Source organism: Bacillus sp. FSL K6-6540 (assembly GCF_038007545.1).
In genome coordinates this window covers 2,045,511-2,063,256 of record NZ_JBBOXH010000001.1, presented here as the reverse complement: position 1 = coordinate 2,063,256, position 17,746 = coordinate 2,045,511, and the positions used below count along the sequence as shown (strand labels likewise).

General features: G+C 54.3%; 16 protein-coding genes and 1 other annotated feature. Of the genes, 1 reads left to right on the top strand and 15 read right to left on the bottom strand.

The window, feature by feature from the left end; translation table 11 throughout:
* Positions 1 to 49 precede the first annotated feature (49 nt).
* The 5 genes from MHH82_RS09015 to MHH82_RS08995 all read right to left on the bottom strand — a co-directional run bounded on the left by MHH82_RS09015 (position 50) and on the right by MHH82_RS08995 (position 6,094).
* Positions 50 to 1,324 carry a zf-HC2 domain-containing protein gene (locus MHH82_RS09015; protein WP_340965302.1) on the bottom strand — a complete coding sequence of 425 codons (1,275 nt, stop codon included), beginning with the start codon at positions 1,322 to 1,324 and terminating at the stop codon, positions 50 to 52.
* On the bottom strand, positions 1,321 to 1,869 hold the full coding sequence (locus MHH82_RS09010) for an RNA polymerase sigma factor (RefSeq protein ID WP_009590814.1): 549 nt from the start codon (positions 1,867 to 1,869) through the stop codon (positions 1,321 to 1,323). The genes MHH82_RS09015 and MHH82_RS09010 overlap by 4 nt, the downstream gene beginning before the upstream one ends.
* Positions 1,870 to 2,053: 184 nt before the next feature.
* Complete coding sequence (locus tag MHH82_RS09005) at positions 2,054 to 4,768, bottom strand: ComEC/Rec2 family competence protein (protein ID WP_340965300.1); 2,715 nt, start codon at positions 4,766 to 4,768, stop codon at positions 2,054 to 2,056.
* 117 nt (positions 4,769 to 4,885) lie between these two features.
* Positions 4,886 to 5,404 carry a deoxycytidylate deaminase gene (locus MHH82_RS09000; RefSeq protein ID WP_009590851.1) on the bottom strand — a complete coding sequence of 173 codons (519 nt, stop codon included), beginning with the start codon at positions 5,402 to 5,404 and terminating at the stop codon, positions 4,886 to 4,888.
* A 48-nt stretch (positions 5,405 to 5,452) separates the two neighbouring features.
* A complete protein-coding gene (locus MHH82_RS08995; protein ID WP_340965299.1) occupies positions 5,453 to 6,094 on the bottom strand; it encodes a ComEA family DNA-binding protein in 642 nt (213 codons plus the stop codon).
* A 171-nt stretch (positions 6,095 to 6,265) separates the two neighbouring features.
* On the opposite strand from MHH82_RS08995, the gene comER reads away from it, so the two are divergent.
* Positions 6,266 to 7,108, top strand: a complete 843-nt coding sequence (gene comER, locus MHH82_RS08990) for a late competence protein ComER (RefSeq protein WP_015734168.1) — start codon at positions 6,266 to 6,268, stop codon at positions 7,106 to 7,108.
* On the opposite strand, the gene leuS is transcribed toward comER, so the two are convergent.
* From leuS to nadD, 10 genes are all read right to left on the bottom strand, one after another.
* Positions 7,089 to 9,530, bottom strand: coding sequence for a leucine--tRNA ligase (gene leuS / locus MHH82_RS08985; protein WP_340965297.1), 2,442 nt, complete (start codon positions 9,528 to 9,530; stop codon positions 7,089 to 7,091). The genes comER and leuS overlap by 20 nt on opposite strands.
* Positions 9,531 to 9,619: 89 nt before the next feature.
* Positions 9,620 to 9,880: a binding site (T-box leader), on the bottom strand.
* A 40-nt stretch (positions 9,881 to 9,920) separates the two neighbouring features.
* Positions 9,921 to 10,802: an AraC family transcriptional regulator gene (locus MHH82_RS08980; protein ID WP_051425429.1), complete on the bottom strand. Its 882-nt coding sequence runs from the start codon at positions 10,800 to 10,802 to the stop codon at positions 9,921 to 9,923.
* An 84-nt stretch (positions 10,803 to 10,886) separates the two neighbouring features.
* Positions 10,887 to 11,960, bottom strand: a complete 1,074-nt coding sequence (locus tag MHH82_RS08975; RefSeq protein ID WP_015734165.1) for a Gfo/Idh/MocA family protein — start codon at positions 11,958 to 11,960, stop codon at positions 10,887 to 10,889.
* A 24-nt stretch (positions 11,961 to 11,984) separates the two neighbouring features.
* A complete protein-coding gene (locus MHH82_RS08970) occupies positions 11,985 to 13,154 on the bottom strand; it encodes a Gfo/Idh/MocA family protein (protein ID WP_015734164.1) in 1,170 nt (389 codons plus the stop codon).
* Between the two features lie 25 nt (positions 13,155 to 13,179).
* The gene (locus tag MHH82_RS08965) at positions 13,180 to 14,046 is read right to left on the bottom strand and encodes a sugar phosphate isomerase/epimerase family protein (RefSeq protein WP_251493599.1); all 867 of its coding nucleotides are present in this window, start codon (positions 14,044 to 14,046) and stop codon (positions 13,180 to 13,182) included.
* A 436-nt stretch (positions 14,047 to 14,482) separates the two neighbouring features.
* A complete protein-coding gene (locus tag MHH82_RS08960) occupies positions 14,483 to 15,253 on the bottom strand; it encodes a class I SAM-dependent DNA methyltransferase (RefSeq protein ID WP_251493596.1) in 771 nt (256 codons plus the stop codon).
* 42 nt (positions 15,254 to 15,295) lie between these two features.
* Positions 15,296 to 16,198: a CvfB family protein gene (locus MHH82_RS08955; RefSeq protein ID WP_340965291.1), complete on the bottom strand. Its 903-nt coding sequence runs from the start codon at positions 16,196 to 16,198 to the stop codon at positions 15,296 to 15,298.
* Complete coding sequence (gene rsfS, locus MHH82_RS08950; RefSeq protein ID WP_009592160.1) at positions 16,195 to 16,542, bottom strand: ribosome silencing factor; 348 nt, start codon at positions 16,540 to 16,542, stop codon at positions 16,195 to 16,197. The genes MHH82_RS08955 and rsfS overlap by 4 nt, the downstream gene beginning before the upstream one ends.
* The gene (gene yqeK / locus MHH82_RS08945; protein ID WP_015734160.1) at positions 16,539 to 17,117 is read right to left on the bottom strand and encodes a bis(5'-nucleosyl)-tetraphosphatase (symmetrical) YqeK; all 579 of its coding nucleotides are present in this window, start codon (positions 17,115 to 17,117) and stop codon (positions 16,539 to 16,541) included. Before yqeK ends, rsfS begins: the two co-directional genes overlap by 4 nt.
* A complete protein-coding gene (gene nadD / locus MHH82_RS08940; protein ID WP_145035272.1) occupies positions 17,101 to 17,691 on the bottom strand; it encodes a nicotinate-nucleotide adenylyltransferase in 591 nt (196 codons plus the stop codon). Before nadD ends, yqeK begins: the two co-directional genes overlap by 17 nt.
* Positions 17,692 to 17,746 lie beyond the last annotated feature (55 nt).

Below are 17,746 nucleotides of genomic sequence, written 5' to 3'. Positions count from 1 at the left end.
TCATATCTCCCGGCATTGGTGCGCCGAATGTATTTATATCTGTATAATTCTATGTTTTAGGCTGCTTCTGCCCCGCAGACGCCGGCGGCTGAGCCTTCTCTATGGAGTAGACGGATTCAACCAGCTCTTTGTTCGTCTGTACCTTGTACTTGAACGTTAAGCCGTCCTCGGACCATTGACCGGATACCCAGCTTCCACCAAGCGGAATCCTCTCGACCGTTTCGACCGCTTCAGCTGAAGTCTGGTCTCCCGACGGCAGGCGATAGATCACCAGATATTCGGCCTCCAGGGAGGCTCTGTACAGACCATCCGGGGACGGCCATTGTTCCGGCACCATCGCCAGCCCTTGGTACGATCCGGTGGAACGGTCGGAAGATTCCGTGCTTCCAGCGCCTGCATCGCCGGCAGGGTCGCTGATCGGCGGCACCTTCTCGGTTTGGATGTCCATTGCTTCATGATCATTAGGCGAAGTCTGGATGCTCATGCTCTCCGAGTTCTGCCCAGGCTCGTCGGCCGGAGGGTTCGAAGGGCTTGCGTCATTTTTTTTGGGTACCTCATTGCTGCTTGTTGCAGGTTGGTCTGGTGCTTGAGGCTCCCCGTCATTGTTCTTCTGAACCGGAGCATCGGGGGCTGCTGCATCTTCCCTGGTGTCTTTAGCCCCATCCGATGGCTCTGTCTTCTCCTTTGATTCATCGTTCGGGCCCGGATTCGGATCGGATTCCGACGATTCCGGCGGCGAACTCCGCAAACCTGCGGAAGGATCGCTCCCCTCGTTCGCCGTACCGCCAGTCTCCGCGCCGCCATCGGCGGCAAACGGCTGAACCATATCCTGAATCTCCGTCTCGGCCGAATCCTCATTTGCTCCCGCGCTGGTCGTGCTCGCCTCTTCATACGGAATCTCCGCATCGGATAACATCTTCGGTTCATAATTAAAAATAGCGACGCCGAGAATAAGTACAGCGGCGGCAGCCCCGATCGCCGTTCTTCCGCCAACCGTGCTCCACCAGCTGCCCGCACGCCGCGGACGCCGAATGTCCGGCATCATTTCGGCAGGCTCCTGGCTTTTCACGGCCGGAGGTGCGACAAGGCTCTCGCGATCACGGTCGATGGCATCCAGTTTAGGCATGATAGCGTCTACCAGACTGACAGGCGGGGTAACGGCCGGAAGATCTTCAAGCTCTCTGTTTAATGACTTTAATATGTTAAAGGTCTCCGCACACTCGGGACACACGGCAATATGCTGATACATTTGGGCCGTCTCATCGGAAGTAAGGTCCCGGTCCAAATAGCGGTGCATGCGTTCCACCACCTCTTGGCAATTCATCCTGATACACCACCTTTCTGATGCTCTTGGAGCATATTCTGCAGCTGCTGCCTGGCCCTGAACAAATAGGATTTCACCGTATTGAGCGGAAGGTTCAGACAATCAGCGATTTCGTTGTAGGACAGGTCCTGCAAATACCTTAAGACAATGACCGTGCGATGATGATCCGGCAGTTGGTTAATGGCCTCCTGGATATCCTGGGCCAGATAGCCCGACATCACTTCCCTTTCCACGTCGAGATGATCCCGAAACACCATGTCATGCTCATCGATGGAAACTGTCGGCTTCGTTCTGCGGAATTTATCGATGCATATGTTGGTAACGATCCGCTGGACCCAAGTCTTGAACTGGGCTTTCTCCTCATAGGAGTTGATCTTCGTATATACGCGTATCAGTGCTTCCTGGGCTGCATCCATGGCATCCTGTTCATTGTTTAAAATGTAATAAGCAGTTCGGTAAACATGTTGCTCAATTTCTCGCAATAGGGTGATTAGAGCGTCGCGATCGCCCGATTGAGCGGCTCTTATGAGTCCCTGCTCCACCACAGTGGATCCCCCTCTCCCTGCATACATACAGACGGATAGAATTAAAAAATGTTGCAGTATGTAACCTATTAATTTTTTCAGGAAACTTCATCTAACTATACCAAATATAAAGATTATAGTCATCCGCTGCATTTTCCTATAAAGATCATACTACGAAACCCGGTCCCAGGAACAGCGGGCGTCTTCATGGAATCTTCGTTCGCGTCTCAATATGCCCGTTCTTGATCCTCATCTGGATTTCGCCATGAAGGTTGGTTTGATAGATGATGGACCGAAAACGTTCCAAGCGGCCGACCACGTCCGGATGAGGGTGACCGTACATATTGTTGACGCCGGCAGAAATTACCGCAGCCGTCGGCTTCCATGCATTCAGCCATGGCGCGGATGTGGATGTCTTGCTTCCATGATGGGCCACCTTCATGACGTCGATCCGGTCTTCGGCAGCAAGCCGTGAGGCTGCGTCATCTTGGGATTGCCCCTCCAGGTGCTGCAGTATTTTCCGTTCGGCTGCTTGATCCGTATCCCCGGTAAATAAGACGCGGCTGCCGTTCATCTGAAGGACAAATACTAGTGAAGCATGATTTTGCTCCTTAATCAACGGTAATGCTTTGATGACTTCTCCACTTTCTGGGAAAAGAGGGGATAAAAATCGGATCTCCGTGTGACCGTCAAGTTTCCATACGGAATCCGCTCCTGCCCGATATACGGGAATGCGCTGTTCAACCGCGGATAACATCAGCTTCCGGAAGGAAGCGGATTCGGTCAAGGTCCCATTAAACACGACGGATTTCACGGGGATTTCCTGCAAAACAGCCAGGAGTCCCCCTATGTGGTCCTGATCCCCGTGGGTCATGATGACGGCTTCAAGCTGGTGCACGCCCCGTTTTTTCAACAAAGGCACCACCACTTTCGCTCCTACCTCGTACGGAGCTTTCCTTTCCTTCCAGGCGTCCTTCTCCTTGCGAAAATTCACCGTCCCGCCACCGTCAATGAGAACATGCTTGCCCGAAGGCGTTGTTACCAATATCGAATCTCCCTGTCCCACATCCAGGAATTGCACCAGTCCCGCCCCTTGCGTAGACGGCGATTGATAGCCGCTGTACAGCAGAACAATCAAAACCCCGGACAGCAGGGCTATCGCAGCTCCCGGGGCATACCGTTCGATATGATGACTGGCACGAAGGAAGCCTCTCCATCGCAATGCACCGGCCAAACGGCCCACGATCGGCAGCGTGCCCACGCCGGACAAATCTGCTCTGCCGCCCCATGACGGGCGTCCGTCCAATGGCTCCGTATCATTCGAAGCGTTCTGCCCTCCCTCGGGATTCTTAAATCTTTTGTTCAGGATGGACAGCAATGCATACAGGACAACGAAATAACACAGTATCCAGGCTAACGACGGGGACGGCCACAATGTCATAAAAACCGAGGAACCATTCATCCATTCAACGATCCGGAACGTGATATGGTTTAACCATTCGGTCACGGCGGCCAGCCAGCCCGCCCCGCGCATCCATACCCACCCCATCAACAGAGACACCATGCCTAAAGGCAGGACGACCAGGCTAATGACCGGAACGAGGATCAGATTGGCGAAAACGGAAATAAGCGAGACCTGGTTGAAGTAATGGATGGTGAGCGGAAAGGAAATCAGCTGCGCCACGACCGTTATGCCGACGGTTCCCCCCAGCCAGCGGGGCAAGAATGCCAGCAGCGGCATCAGCTTCGGCACGAATATCATCAAGCCCGCCGTCACGATGAAGGAGAGCTGAAAGCTGACGTTCACGAGAAAATACGGATTCCACACCAGCATGGCAAGCGCGGCCACGCTGAGGATATGCAGCCCATCCTTCAAAAGCCGCCGCCGCGCAGCATACAAACCGATCATTCCCATGATGCCTGCGCGCACTATGGAAGGACTCGCCCCGGTCAGCAGGACATATACGGGAATCAGCCACATCACCGCAGTCAGCGAGGCCTCCCTCGTCATTCGAAGGGTTGTGCATACGAATAGCAGGCATCCTACAACCACAGCCACATGCATGCCCGATATCGCAAGAATATGAGTCAATCCCAAACGCGAGAACTCCATGAATGTATCGGGATCCAGATCATCCTGATTGCCAATGACAAGTCCTTTCATATAACCCGCATGGATGCCGCCGTACAATTGATCCAGCTTGCTTCCAAGCTTGTCGCGAAGGGCATCATTCCATCTGAGAACATGGCTTAATTTCCAGCTGTCGGGCGGTTGGACCACCGCTTGTTCCGAGCCCTTCACTTTGACGATCCAATGAATCTTCTGAGTGCGCAAATACTGAAGGTAATCAAACCCGCCAAAATTGCGGGCCACTCCAGGCTTTTGCATTTCCCCGCTCAGCTGTATACGGTCCCCGCGCTGCCATCGGTTCACAATCTCCAGCTCCGTTTTGTCCAGCAGTTTCACTTGGACCATAACGATATCGTCTGTCTTTAGCATCATGCTGCCATTCGGATCGGCTTGATTTTGCACCGCCGGATGCTTGGCTTGGATCAGATCTGCCCGCTGCAGGGTTACTTGGAAATCAGCCCGGTCGCCATCCACCTCGACAGGAGAAGAAATCACCCCGAACGCAGTAACAGGAATGGGTTCAGTCGACTCTTCCGCTGCAAGGACCGACTCGAAATCACTTACATTCGCCGCATCATGCCATTCCCAGTACGACCCCGATACGCACAATGAGAATATCATGCAGATCGTAAACAGGCGCCCTGTGCCCACCCACTGGCATACAGTTAATAATAGAAGAATTAGCCCGACCGCGATCACGGCGAGCTTCCATCCGTCATACAGGCATGCAGCACCGCTGCCGATCACCCATAACACGGTAAACACAAGTAATGGCCTTCGCTTCATCATTTTTGAATGTATCCCCTTCTTGACGAAATAAAAAAGAACCCTTGCCTGCAAATCTCAGTCAAAGGTTCTTCCTCCATAACTTTCTATTCCTATCAATCGCAATCGTCAATGCATGATTTATTCCGCTACCGTCATCAAGGTTTCGCGCGGCGGCTCGTATGCTTCAAGCTGCCGGAACGAAATCCCCTTCTGTTCCATCATGCGGGACACCTTGCCGGAGTCCTTGGGATAAGGTCGATGGAACACAACCTCGACAATGCCGCTGTTGGCAAGCATGTTCGCACAGGTCCAGCAAGGCTCGTCTGTCACGTACACCGTACTGCCCTCCCTGTCGATCCGGTCCGTGAACAGCAGCAGATTCTGCTCGGCATGAATCGTGCGGATGCAGCGCTGCTTCTTCACCATGCTTTCCTTGCCGTCCTGCACGACCAATTCATAATCCTCCGCGATCATACAACCTGCTTCCGAGCAATCCGGCACCCCCATCGGCGCGCCGTTATAAGCTGTCCCGAGCAGCTTCTTGCCCTGCACCAGCACCGCTCCCACATGACGCCGAGGGCATTGAGAACGGGTAGATACCATAAAGGCAATATCCATGAAATAAGTATCCCAATCTTTACGTTGATCTGCACTCATCATCTGTCACCTGTTCCTTGTCAATATCTCCTTTATTGTAGCACATAGCTAAAGTCCTACGTAAGGCTTCATCTTCTCCAGCATTTTGGGCCCGATGCCCTTTACGTTCATCAAGTCGGCCTGACTTCGAAACGGGCCGAACTGATTCCGATAATCGATAATGGCCTTGGCTTTCGCCTCGCCTATGCCGGGCAGCTCCATCAGCGTGGCTGCATCCGCAGTATTCACATTGATCAATCCGGACGGATCCGGAATGGACGGCGGCAGCGCTGGAGGTTCATTGGCAGAGACCGATTGACCGACAGCCTCCGTCGGGGATGAAGCCGGGGAAACGGCTGCCTGATCGGAAGCTGAAGATGGTGAGGTTTCCGCTCCTTGGCCGTTCCCGGCCGCAGCAGCCGGGTCCAGACTTGGCACTGGTTCCTTCGCGTTCGTAGCGGGCTCGCCTTGTCCACCCTGAGCGGTCTTTGCAGCGTCAGCAGGGGCTGCAGCCCCTCCCGCATCCTTATCCCGGGAATCGGAAGCAAGCGCCTTCGCACCGGCGCTCTCCTCCATGGTCATGACTTGCTCCAGCTGTTCGTTTAACGGCTGCCAGCCCTCGATCCCCTGTTCCGTACCGCCGGCAAACAAGATGAGTCCGCAGCCCGCAAGCGTTGCGGCAAGACTCCAACCTAAAGATATCCGTTTCATCCAAGACCTCTCCTTAACTTCAAAGTTCAATTCGTACAAGCTCTGGAATAATCTTCGGCTTCCCCACCGGAATCGCATGAAAAACCGTCATGAATCGGCATCTTCCCCGCATACATTAGACGTAAGGACGGTACATTTCTGCCGTAAAGCGCGAAAGGAGGGAACATACACATGAAGGTCGGTTTTATCGGTACGGGCAGCATGGGTAGTCTGTTGATCGATGCCTTCATTCAATCGGGCGCACTCCTGCCTGAGCAGATTCGGGTCAGCAACCGAAGCCCTGAAAAGCCGCTGCAGCTGGCAAAACGTCATCCCGGTCTGACGGTATGCAGCTGTAACACGGAGACGGCTTCTCAAAGCGACCTGTTATTTTTATGTATCAAGCCGTTGGAATTCAAAGCGGTCATCGGCGAAATCAAGGATCGGCTCGAAACCCGGCAAATCGCCATATCCATCACAAGTCCGGTCCAACTGATCCATCTGGAATCATCGCTGCCCTGCAAGGTAGCGAAAATCATACCGAGCATCACTAACATCACCGGAGGCGGAGCATCGTTATGCATGTATGGTTCCCGAATAAAAGAAGAAGACAGGCAGCTTATAGAAAGCCTCCTGTCTTATATCAGCAGGCCGCTCAAGATACTGGAATCGCACACGCGAATCACTTCCGATTTCTCCAGCTGCGGGCCTGCTTTTTTAAGTTTATTCATGGAAAAATGGATCGACGCTGCCGTTGAAATGACCGGAATCGACCGCAGGTCCCTCAATGCACTAGCTGGCGAAATGCTGCTTGGCACCGGCAAGCTGCTAACGGAGGAGGGCTTCTCCCCCGAAGAGCTGCAAAAGCGGGTGGCGGTTCCCGGAGGCATCACGGCCCAGGCTCTGGCACTGCTGGAATCGAACCTGAACGGGTTGTTCTACCAATTGATCCAAACCACACACGACAAGTATGAGGAGGATTTGGCCAAACTGGATGCTGCCTTCGGTTTTACGATTAACCGGCCACGATATTGACCAGTTTACCCGGTACGGCAATGATTTTGCGAATACTCTTGCCTTCCAGCGCCTGCTTGACATTTGGAAGGGAGAGGCTATGTTGTTGCATGGCTTCTTGGTCCATGTCTTTCGCGATTTTGGCGCGTTCCACGATTTTGCCGTTGACTTGCACCACGATCTCGACTTCTGCCTCTACGGTCCAAGCCTCGTCAAACTCAGGCCATGGCACGTAAGTTACGCTCTCCGTGTAGCCTAAACGGCTCCACAGCTCTTCAGCCAGGTGAGGGGCAAGCGGGGAAAGCAGTTGGACGAAGTTCTCCATCGCCTTGCGAGGAAGCACTTCGCTCTTGTACCCCTCGTTGATGAATATCATCAACTGGCTGATCGCTGTGTTAAAGCGCAGATGCTCAAAGTCGTCGGTCACTTTCTTAATCGTTTTGTGCAGCGTGCGTTTGAATTCGTCCGTACCCTCGCCATCCACGATTTTAGGATTCAATTGACCGTCGTCTCCGATGAACAGACGCCATACGCGGGAAAGGAAGCGGTGCGTTCCTTCAACGCCGTTGGTGTTCCATGGCTTCGTCGCTTCCAGCGGCCCCATGAACATTTCGTATACGCGCAGCGTGTCAGCGCCATATTCGTTCACGATATCGTCCGGATTGATGACGTTGCCGCGGGATTTACTCATTTTCTCATTGTTGTTCCCCAAGATCATGCCCTGATTGACCAGCTTCTGGAAAGGCTCCTTTGTATCGACGACGCCCAGGTCATACAATACTTTGTGCCAGAAGCGCGCATACAGCAAGTGCAGCACAGCATGCTCCACGCCGCCGATGTACAGGTCAACCGGCAGCCATTCCTTCTGTTTCTCCTTGGAGCACAGTTCGTCATGGTTATCCGGATCGATGTAACGCAGGTAGTACCAGCAGCTGCCGGCCCATTGCGGCATCGTATTGGTTTCGCGGCGGGCTTTCATGCCCGTTTCGGGATCAACCGTCTCCACCCACTCCGTCACGTTGGCCAGCGGCGATTCGCCGGTGCCGGACGGTTTAATCTGGTCCACATCCGGCAGGAGCAATGGAAGCTGATCTTCCGGCACGGTCTTCATCGTTCCGTCTTCCAGATGCAGAATCGGAATCGGCTCGCCCCAATAGCGTTGACGGCTGAACAGCCAGTCGCGCAGACGGTAGGTTACCTTCTTCTTGCCCTTGCCCTCTTTCTCCAGCCATTCATTCATCGCCTGAATAGCCGCTTCATTATCCAGCCCGTTCAGGAAGCCGGAATTCACGTGCGCGCCGGTGCCGGTATATGCTTCCTCCTCGACGTTTCCGCCTTGAACGACTTCAATGATCGGAAGACCGAATTGCTTCGCAAACTCCCAGTCCCGGCTGTCATGTCCCGGAACCGCCATAATGGCACCGGTGCCGTAGCCGGCAAGCACGTAATCCGCGATCCAGATCGGTACCTTGGCGCCGTTTACCGGATTGACGGCATACGCGCCCGTGAATACGCCGGTTTTATCCTTGGCCAGATCCGTCCGCTCCAGGTCGCTTTTACGTGCTGCCTGATCCTGATAAGCCTTCACCGCTTCACGCTGATCGGCTGTCGCAATTTTGTCCACGAGGTCATGCTCCGGTGCCAGGACGCAGTAGCTTGCCCCGAACAGCGTATCCGGACGAGTGGTGAACACCTCCAGATGACCATCATACCCTTCGATGTCAAAACGGACCTCGGCGCCCGTGGATTTGCCGATCCAGTTGCGCTGCATATCCTTCAGGCTTTCGCTCCAGTCCAGCTCGTCCAGATCCTCCAGCAGGCGATCCGCATATTCGGTAATGCGCAGGATCCATTGGCGCATCGGCTTGCGTACGACCGGATGGCCTCCGCGTTCGCTCTTGCCGTCGATGACCTCTTCGTTCGCCAGCACGGTGCCGAGCGCTTCGCACCAGTTCACCGGAACCTCGGCCACATAGGCCAAGCCGCGTTTATAGAGCTGGATAAAGATCCACTGCGTCCATTTGTAATATTCCGGATCGGTGGTGCTGATCTCGCGGTCCCAGTCATACGAGAACCCGAGGGATTTGATCTGGCGGCGGAACGTATCGATATTCTGCACGGTGAACTCCCGCGGATGTTTGCCCGTGTCCATCGCATACTGCTCTGCCGGCAGGCCGAAGGCGTCCCATCCCATCGGATGAAGCACGTTGTATCCGCGCATCCGCTTGTAGCGGGACACGATGTCCGTTGCCGTGTATCCCTCCGGGTGACCTACGTGCAGGCCTGCACCCGATGGGTACGGAAACATATCCAGCGCGTAAAATTTCGGTTTGGACGAGGTTTCTTCCGTTTTAAAGGTTTTGTTCTCATCCCAGTATTGCTGCCACTTCTGTTCGATGGCCTGCGGCTGGTAGCCGTGGCTGGTTGGTTGATTGTCCGTCATACTTCATTGCTCCTCCTTCACAGTCGAGAGGCAAGGCCTGCGCCATTGCCCAAAAAAACAAAAAAACCTCATCATCCATAGCGTTGATCGCTAGGGACGAGAGGTTTGATTCCCGTGGTACCACCCTAGTTAGCCAAAGGCATGCTTTGCCTTTCGCTCCCTTTGCATCCTTATCGCGGATAAGACGACGATGCTTCATCGGCCGATTCTGTCGGAATACAGCCCTCCGACGGCCGGGTTAACACCATTGCTCCGAGGCGAGTTCATCCCTATCGTCAACCGGTTTTCACCAGACACCGGCTCTCTGCATGATCGAAATTGGAACGATTGATCCTCATCATCGCGTTCATATTACCGTTTTAATGTGGCTATTATACCCAAAAAGCGCGGTCAAGTCAACGAAAGCTCTTCTCCGCTTTTGCGGTAATGTTCTGGCGTGGTCCCGACCATGGCCTTGAACATCCGGCTGAAATGGGCCAAATGCTTGAAACCGGACGCCTGGCTGATCTCCGTTATGCTCAGATGGGGGTGGAGCCTGAGCATGATTTTTGCCTGGTTGATCCGCCGGTGATACACATATTTGAACACCGTCGTTCCGGTTACTTCCTTGAATAAGGAGGATAAATAGTGTTTCGTGATATGCATGTCGCGGGCGATTCCCTCCAGCGTCAGATCCAGCATATAATTTTCCTCGACAAACGACACGACATGCTGGACATGCCGCTCCTTCTCCGAGATCGAGTCGTGATCCTGCACGGCGGCCTGGCACCAGTCGGCGATGACGTACATCATCTCCTGGATTCGAAGGGTCATCCGCTCTTGGCGAAAGCCGGCCGTGGAGGACGACAAGCGGTGTATATCGGCCAGCATCCCTTCGAATTCTTCCCGGTTCTCCCCCGTCAGCGTCATGCGATGATTCCGCAGCGTTTCGAAGGGGTCCAGCAATATCGATTTGGCCGTCTCCGAAAGCCCCCTGCAGATCCAGGCCGGATCAAAATGCAGAATGCTCCTGACATATCTGGAATCGGGTTCAACGTTCGGACAGTGCAGCGTAAGCCCGTTCATCAGGAGCAGATCCCCCGGTTTCAGGGTGAACACGGAATCGCCGATCAAATACGTGCAGCGTCCCTCATGGAAATAATAAATTTCATAAAAAGCATGCGAGTGAAACTGCCCTCCCGACAGCGGCTGTTCATTGTAATAGGTCAGATCGAACGGCGCTTGAAGCTGCATGCGGTCAAAGCCTGGCATCATATCGACAGATGAGGTCATTTAGAGAATCGCCCCTTTAGCGATTTTGGAGTCGTCTAACCCCCAACCCTCAACGTAACGGGGTTTTCTCTATTATAAATGATTTTAGGGAATGCGCACGGCTTCATTTTGGGCAATCACGCACAATTCTCCGGCCTTGAAGGCATGCTCCTGGGACATGGCATGTTCCGTGCGTTCCAGGCAGTCCAGGATAAGCTCCCCGAAAAACGGATAGCCCACTTTCCCCTGGAGTTCCATATGAAACTCTCCTTCACCGTTAACCAAGTACAGATGATCCCCCTGCGGATGCCTTGCGATATCGATGTATTTGCGAAGCTCGATGTATCCTTCCGTTCCCAGAATAAAGGTTCTGCCGTCGCCCCAAGTGCCAAGTCCTCCGGGCGTCAGCCAATCGACGCGGAAATAATTGGTGGCTCCATTGTCTCCCACCAGCGTTGCATCTCCGAAATCCTCCAGCTCGGGGTATTCCGGATTCGCATAATTGCCCACCTTGCTGCTGAGCACCTTGGCATCGCGGCATCCCGCATAAAACAAAAATTGTTCGATCTGGTGGGAGCCGATGTCACACAGGATGCCCCCGTACTGTTGATGACGGAAAAACCAGTCCGGGCGGGAGGACGCATTCAAACGGTGCGGTCCGGTTCCCATCACTTGCACCACTCGCCCGATCGCCCCGTCCTGAATCAGCTTCCCGGCATGGACGGCACTCTCCACATGCAGCCGTTCACTGTAATAGACCATGTATTTCTTGCCCGTCTCCGCGGCTTTCGCGCGTGCAGCGTTCACCTGCTCCAGCGTGGTGAACGGCGTTTTATCCGTGAAATAATCCTTGCCGTGCGACATGACCTTCAGGCCAAGCTCGCATCTCTCCGAAGGAATGGCGGCAGCCGCCACCAGATGAACTTCGGCATCTTCCAGCACCTGGGCCTCGGAGGAAGCCACGGCTGCCTCCGGGTATGCCTTGCAAAAAGCAGCAACCTTGGCGGGGTCTGGGTCATACACCCACTTCAGCGTCGCCCCGGCCTCAATCAAGCCGTTGCACATGCCGTATATATGGCCATGCTCCAGCGACATGGCTGCAAAAATAAATTCTCCGGGCTTGCACACCGGCTGGGCCTTGCCCACCGGCGCATAGAGCATTCCATTGCTGCGGTCCATACCAAGAGCCTCCCCGATTGTAATTTAATAAGCGCCAAACGTCTTGCTCATATCCACCGGCCCGATCTCCTTGACCGTTTTCCGGGTGGACGAATTCGCTATCCGTTCTTGCAGCATCTCGTAATACAGATCTTCGTCCAACGGCAGGTCGACCCAATTGTCGGTCCAGGTGGACAAATGCATGGCATTGGACAGGGTCAATCCGTGGATTCCCTCTTCGCCCGGCGCAATCAATGGCGTTCCGTGCAAAATGGCGTCCGCAAAGTTCTGGATGATGCCGTTATGCTGCGGATTGTCCCCCGAAATCGGCACCTCGCATTTCCAGCATTCCGGTTCGCCGAAGCCCCCGGTATACTGCTGATTGAACTCCGGTTCAGGCACCCGGAGACGCCAGAAGGTAAGCTTGCCGTCCTCGATGACGATTTTACCGCGGTCTCCCGTCACTTCATACCGATTCGTGCCCGGCGCTTCCCCCGTTGTCGTAATGAAGACGGCCGTGGCGCCGTTCTCGTATTCCGCATAAGCCGTCACGTCGTCTTCCACTTCAATGTTCCGGTACTTGCCGAACGAACAAAATGCGCGGATTCTTTTCGGCATCATGCCGGTTGTCCACTGCCACAGATCCAGCTGGTGCGGAGATTGGTTAATCAGGACGCCTCCGCCTTCTCCCGCCCAGGTAGCGCGCCACCCGCCTGAATCGTAATAACTCTGTGAGCGGTACCAATTCGTGACGATCCAATTCATCCGCCGCACCTCGCCGAGCTCGCCGGCCGCGATGAGCTCTCTAAGCTTTTTATACAGCGGATTGCAGCGCTGATTGTACATGATCGAGAACACTTTGCCGCTTGCTTCGGCCGCGCGGTTCATTTCCCGCACCTGCTTCGTATACACGCCCGCCGGCTTCTCAATCAGGACGTGGAGTCCTTGGTTCAGGCACGCGATGGCCACTTGAGGATGGGCATAATGGGGCGTTGCAATAATCACCGCATCGATCTCTCCCGAAGAGATCATAGCGTCCGTGTCACTCCAAATTTTCACGTCCGAAGGGAGCGTAGCCCTCGCTTCTTCCTGCTTGGCCGGGTTGAGGTCGCATATGGCGCTAAGCCGCGCCCCCGCAATCCGCCCCGCGGCAAGCGATTTGGCATGCGAAAAACCCATCCCCAGTCCGATAACCCCTACTCTTACCTGTTCCATATCTATCGCCTCCTTCATAAGTGTCCTATACGCTTTGTTTATGGTCTGCCCACATGTTCATCTGCTCGGCAAAACGAAGCAGCATCTCCCTGGATTCAAACGTCCCGCTAAAATCCTCGATTCCGTAGTAACCTTCATAGCCGACCGACTGCAAATCCTGAATGACCTGCTTCCATGGGACGGCCCCTTGGTCAAGCGAGACCCATTCTCCGGACCAGGATGCCGAGCTTCCATCCTCGGAAGGCGTTTTTCGATAACCCCCGTTTTTCACATGGACATGAGCCACGTAGGGACCGAGAAGCTCCAAGCCCATCCGGTAGTTCTCGTAACCTTCATGGACCATGTTGCCCGGATCATACAGCACGCCGATATGCTGCGGATTGAAGTGGGATACGAGCCGGTGCGTCAGTCCGGCGCTCGGAGTGATCGTAAGATGATGGGTTTCCACCACGGCTTTAACCCCGTAAGCGGCAGCAAGATCCTGCACCTCATGAAGGTAACGAACCGCCTGGTCGTACAGTTCGTTGTAATTGCGCGTTCGGTTATATCCCGGAATCCCCACACGAATGAAAGAGGCTCCGATCAGCTTGGCCGCTTGCATGACTTTCTCCGTCGCTTCCACGTCGCCGCAGGTCAGATAAGGAACGACCGCAAGACTGCGCCGGCCATGCTTGTCGGCTGCTTGCTTAAACCTGAGCCAATCTTCCTGCGTGCCGTTCGGATCGATGGAGCAGCGGTTATGCCCCCAGAAGGAAGGCTTCTCTTCGGCAGCCTCTGCCGGAATTTCCTTGAAGCGCCACTCGATCCCTTCGATACCGGCATCCGCCGCCGCTTGGGCCAATTCCTCCGGCAGTAAATCAGGGGTGGCGACCGTAAATACGGACAGTTTCATAATCATTCATCCTCTCTCGACCAAATTTATTAGCTTATGCATCATTTGACCAACGTTGAACTCATATGATGTCATTCAGTGCGTTCCGGATGGTTAAAAGCCTCCCGAAAGATAGCGCTCTCATATTTGCTCATCCTATCTATCCCCCATCGTAGCACAGTACCGAAAGCAAACCCATATCCCTTCCCATGAACCTTAACCACAGTCAAATAAAGCCGAAAAGAAATGTCTTTGAATATAATGAATCGCCCGTTGACGCAAGAACTGAGTCTATCGACGTGTTTCTCTTGAGAACAGACCGCGACGAGCCGTCGCATCCGCAGCGTTTTTTTGAAAAATCCCGGACTCAAAGTATAGGCACTCTTATATAACCTAAAAAGGCACCTCCTCCGTCCTGAATAGACGAAGAAGCGTGCCTTCTCCTTAGGGTATTCGTTTATTTTACGGCAACGTAGAACAGCCTGGATGCATCCTGACCCGCTTCCGTCCACTCAAAATCGGCATAGCATTTCACGTCCCGGAATCCGGCCTTAATCAGCTCAACCTTCATCCATTCCGGGTCGTATCCCCGCTGGATATGCGTTTCTTCAAAGCGGCGGTAGATCGTTCGGTCTTGGTCATCCCGTGCAAAAATGGAGAGATGGTGTTCAATCTCCATCCGGCGTTCGTCCAGGTCGCATGTCCATATATAGGACACTTCCCGTTCATCCAGAACAAATGGCTGCTCTTCGTCGTATCGCAGCAGCGTATTGGGGTGATGCACGTCAAACAGGAACGTGCCGCCTTCCTTGAGACCGTTGTAGGTCCTTGCAAAAGCGGAGCGGATGTCCTTCTCCTCCAGCAGGTAGTTCACACAATCACAAAATGAAATGACGGAATCCACCTGCTCGGGCAGCTCCCAGGAACGCATGTCCTGCTGCACCCAGCGGACGCTCCCTTCCCGGAACAAGCGATGTCCCTGGGGCGTGCCCTCCAGCTTGCGCCTGGCAACCGACAGCATATCCGCTGACAGGTCAATCCCCGTTACTTCAAAACCGGAGTTGACGAGCGGTATGGTGATGCTGCCTGTCCCGCATCCGAGCTCGACGACGCTTTTTGGCATTCCGTGCTTCTCCCAGGCGGTTCTCGCAAAGCGGATCCAGTCCGGGTACGGCATGTCTTCCATGAGTTGATCATATACGTAAGCAAACTTGCGGTAAGACAACATGATGACACCACTTTCCTTAGAAGCTTCCCCTACCTTGCCGGGTTATTCGTTTGAACCGGAGTTCTCCTCTTGATTGACCATATACGTCCAGCTGTCCTTTTGCGTAACCAAACCGTCCTTCATCAACTTGCCAAGCGCGCGTTTAAAGGCGGATTTGCTGATGCCGAAACGCTGCTTGATGATGTCGGGCGGCGTTTCATCCGAATACGGCATCGCATGGCCCGGACGCTCCTTCAGAAAAGCCAGCAGCCGGTCTGCATCATCGGTCCGTCCGATCTCTTTTTGCGGAACCATGGACAGGTTGACCCTGCCATCCTCCCGGATATGGCTGACCCGAACCTTTACCTCTTCGCCAAGACGCAGCATCCGCGTCCGTTCCGAGGAATGGATCATGCCGATCGCGCCGAAGCCGACCACGCCGCCGTCGATGATGACAAACGTGCCCATCTGGAGCGGTTTATACACCAGGGCAGTAAACCATTGGCCTTTCCACGAATCCGGCGCATGGAACGCAAGCGGAGCTAGCTCTTGTTCCCCGGCGAGTTTCGCTCGCAGCCGGCCTTGCTTATCATGCTCCATGATCACAAACACGTGGTCTCCCACTTGCGGGTGAAGCTCCCGCATCTCCGGCAATTCCCGGATCGGAAGCAACAGCTGCCTGCCAAGTCCCATCTCAAGGAAACAGCCGAGGCGCGGATGGACGTCGGCCACTTCAAGCTTCGCCGTTTCGCCCAGCGTTAGGTACGGCTTCTTCATCGTTGCGGCCAGGCGGTCTTCCGTATCGAAGAATATAAAGACCTCTATCGTATCCCCCAGCTCGATTTTACCCGTAAGCTCCGAATAGTGAAGAAGCACATCCCGATCTCCGCCATCCAGAAAATAACCGTAAGGGGACACTTCCCTGGATACAACGAGTTTCGTTAATGTGCCGGCAATCAGACTCATACGTTCTCCACCACTTTGGCATCCGACCACAGACGCTCGATGTTGTAGTATTCCCGCTCATCGCGGTGAAAAATATGAACGATCACGTCGCCAAGGTCCATCAGCACCCAGCGGGCAGCATCCATTCCTTCCAGTCCGCGCAATGCCACGCCCTCGTCATGAGCCCGTTTGCGGACCTCGGTTGCGATCGCTTGAACCTGGGTATCCGAGTTACCGTGGCAAATGACAAAATAGTCGGCGATCAGGGAAATCCCTCTGAGATCCAGAACCACGATATCCATCGCTTTTTTATCTTCAGCGGCAGCTACTGCCACATTTAACAATTCATTCGGTTTCAACGTCATGAATTCGCCTCCAATTGCTTAATTAGATCGTTGCGGGCTAGCACCGTCAACGGAAAAATGATTTGTCTGCGCGAGAGCAGATATCCAATCGTCGAATCAAAACCGGCTGCAAGCGCCTCTTCAAGGCTATGGTTGGCCAGTTCGCGAATATTATTCACGCCGGGGAAATCCCGCCCCGGTTCCATATAATCCGCCAGGCAGACCACCTTGTCAAGGAGCGTCATGCCGATGCGCCCCGACGTATGGTACCGAATGGCGTCAAGCACTTCGGCATCCGTTACGCCATATTCGTGTTCCGCTACGAATGCCCCGACTTCAGCATGCCAAAGCTGTTTGTCGTAATGGAGCAGCTCGTCGGAGAGCTTATGCTCCACCATCATCTGATGAAGCTTCTGCACGGGCCAGTATTTGGCCACGTCATGAAGGATGGCGGCCAAGTCCGCCTTAACCGGGTCGGCTCCGAACCTGCCGGCAAGGATGACCGCGGTTTCCATGACGCCTTTGGTATGCTCCCAGCGCTTGGCCGGCATCTGGGAGGATACGGCTTCTATGAGTTCATCACGGCTGTAATCCATAAATACCGCTCCTAACAATATAATCGTATACTCGGTCCGGCACCATATAACGGATGGACGAGCCCGATGCCGCCCGGCTCCGAATGATGGTGGAGGAGATTTCGATCAGCGGCATCTCGGCCGTGACAACCGCCTTTTGCAGAAAATCAGGCAGATCATCCACCGATAGTTCGGTTCCGGGACGGTTAAGCCCGATAAAAGTCAGCATTTCCGCCAGTTCGCCGATCCGGTTCCACTTGGGAAGATACGCAACCATATCCGCACCTATAATGAAGTAGAAGTCATGCTCGGGGTACGCATCGCGCAGCTCTCTGACCGTATCTACCGTGTAGGAGACGCCGCCGCGTTTCACTTCCCAATCCAACGTGCGAAACGAAGGGTGGTCAGCTACGGCTTCAGCGGTCATCTCCAGCCTCATCAGGCCGGTAACGCCGGCATCTTCCTTATGCGGCGGGATGTGGCTTGGCATAAACCACACCTCTTCCAGATCGTAAGCGTCCCGCGCGCATTCGGCTGCGAGCATATGCCCGATATGAATGGGATCGAAGGTTCCGCCCATTATCCCCACCTTCATCCGGGTTCACCTCCCCTAATAAGAGAGTTATTAATATCCGCTAAGCTGGAGCCGT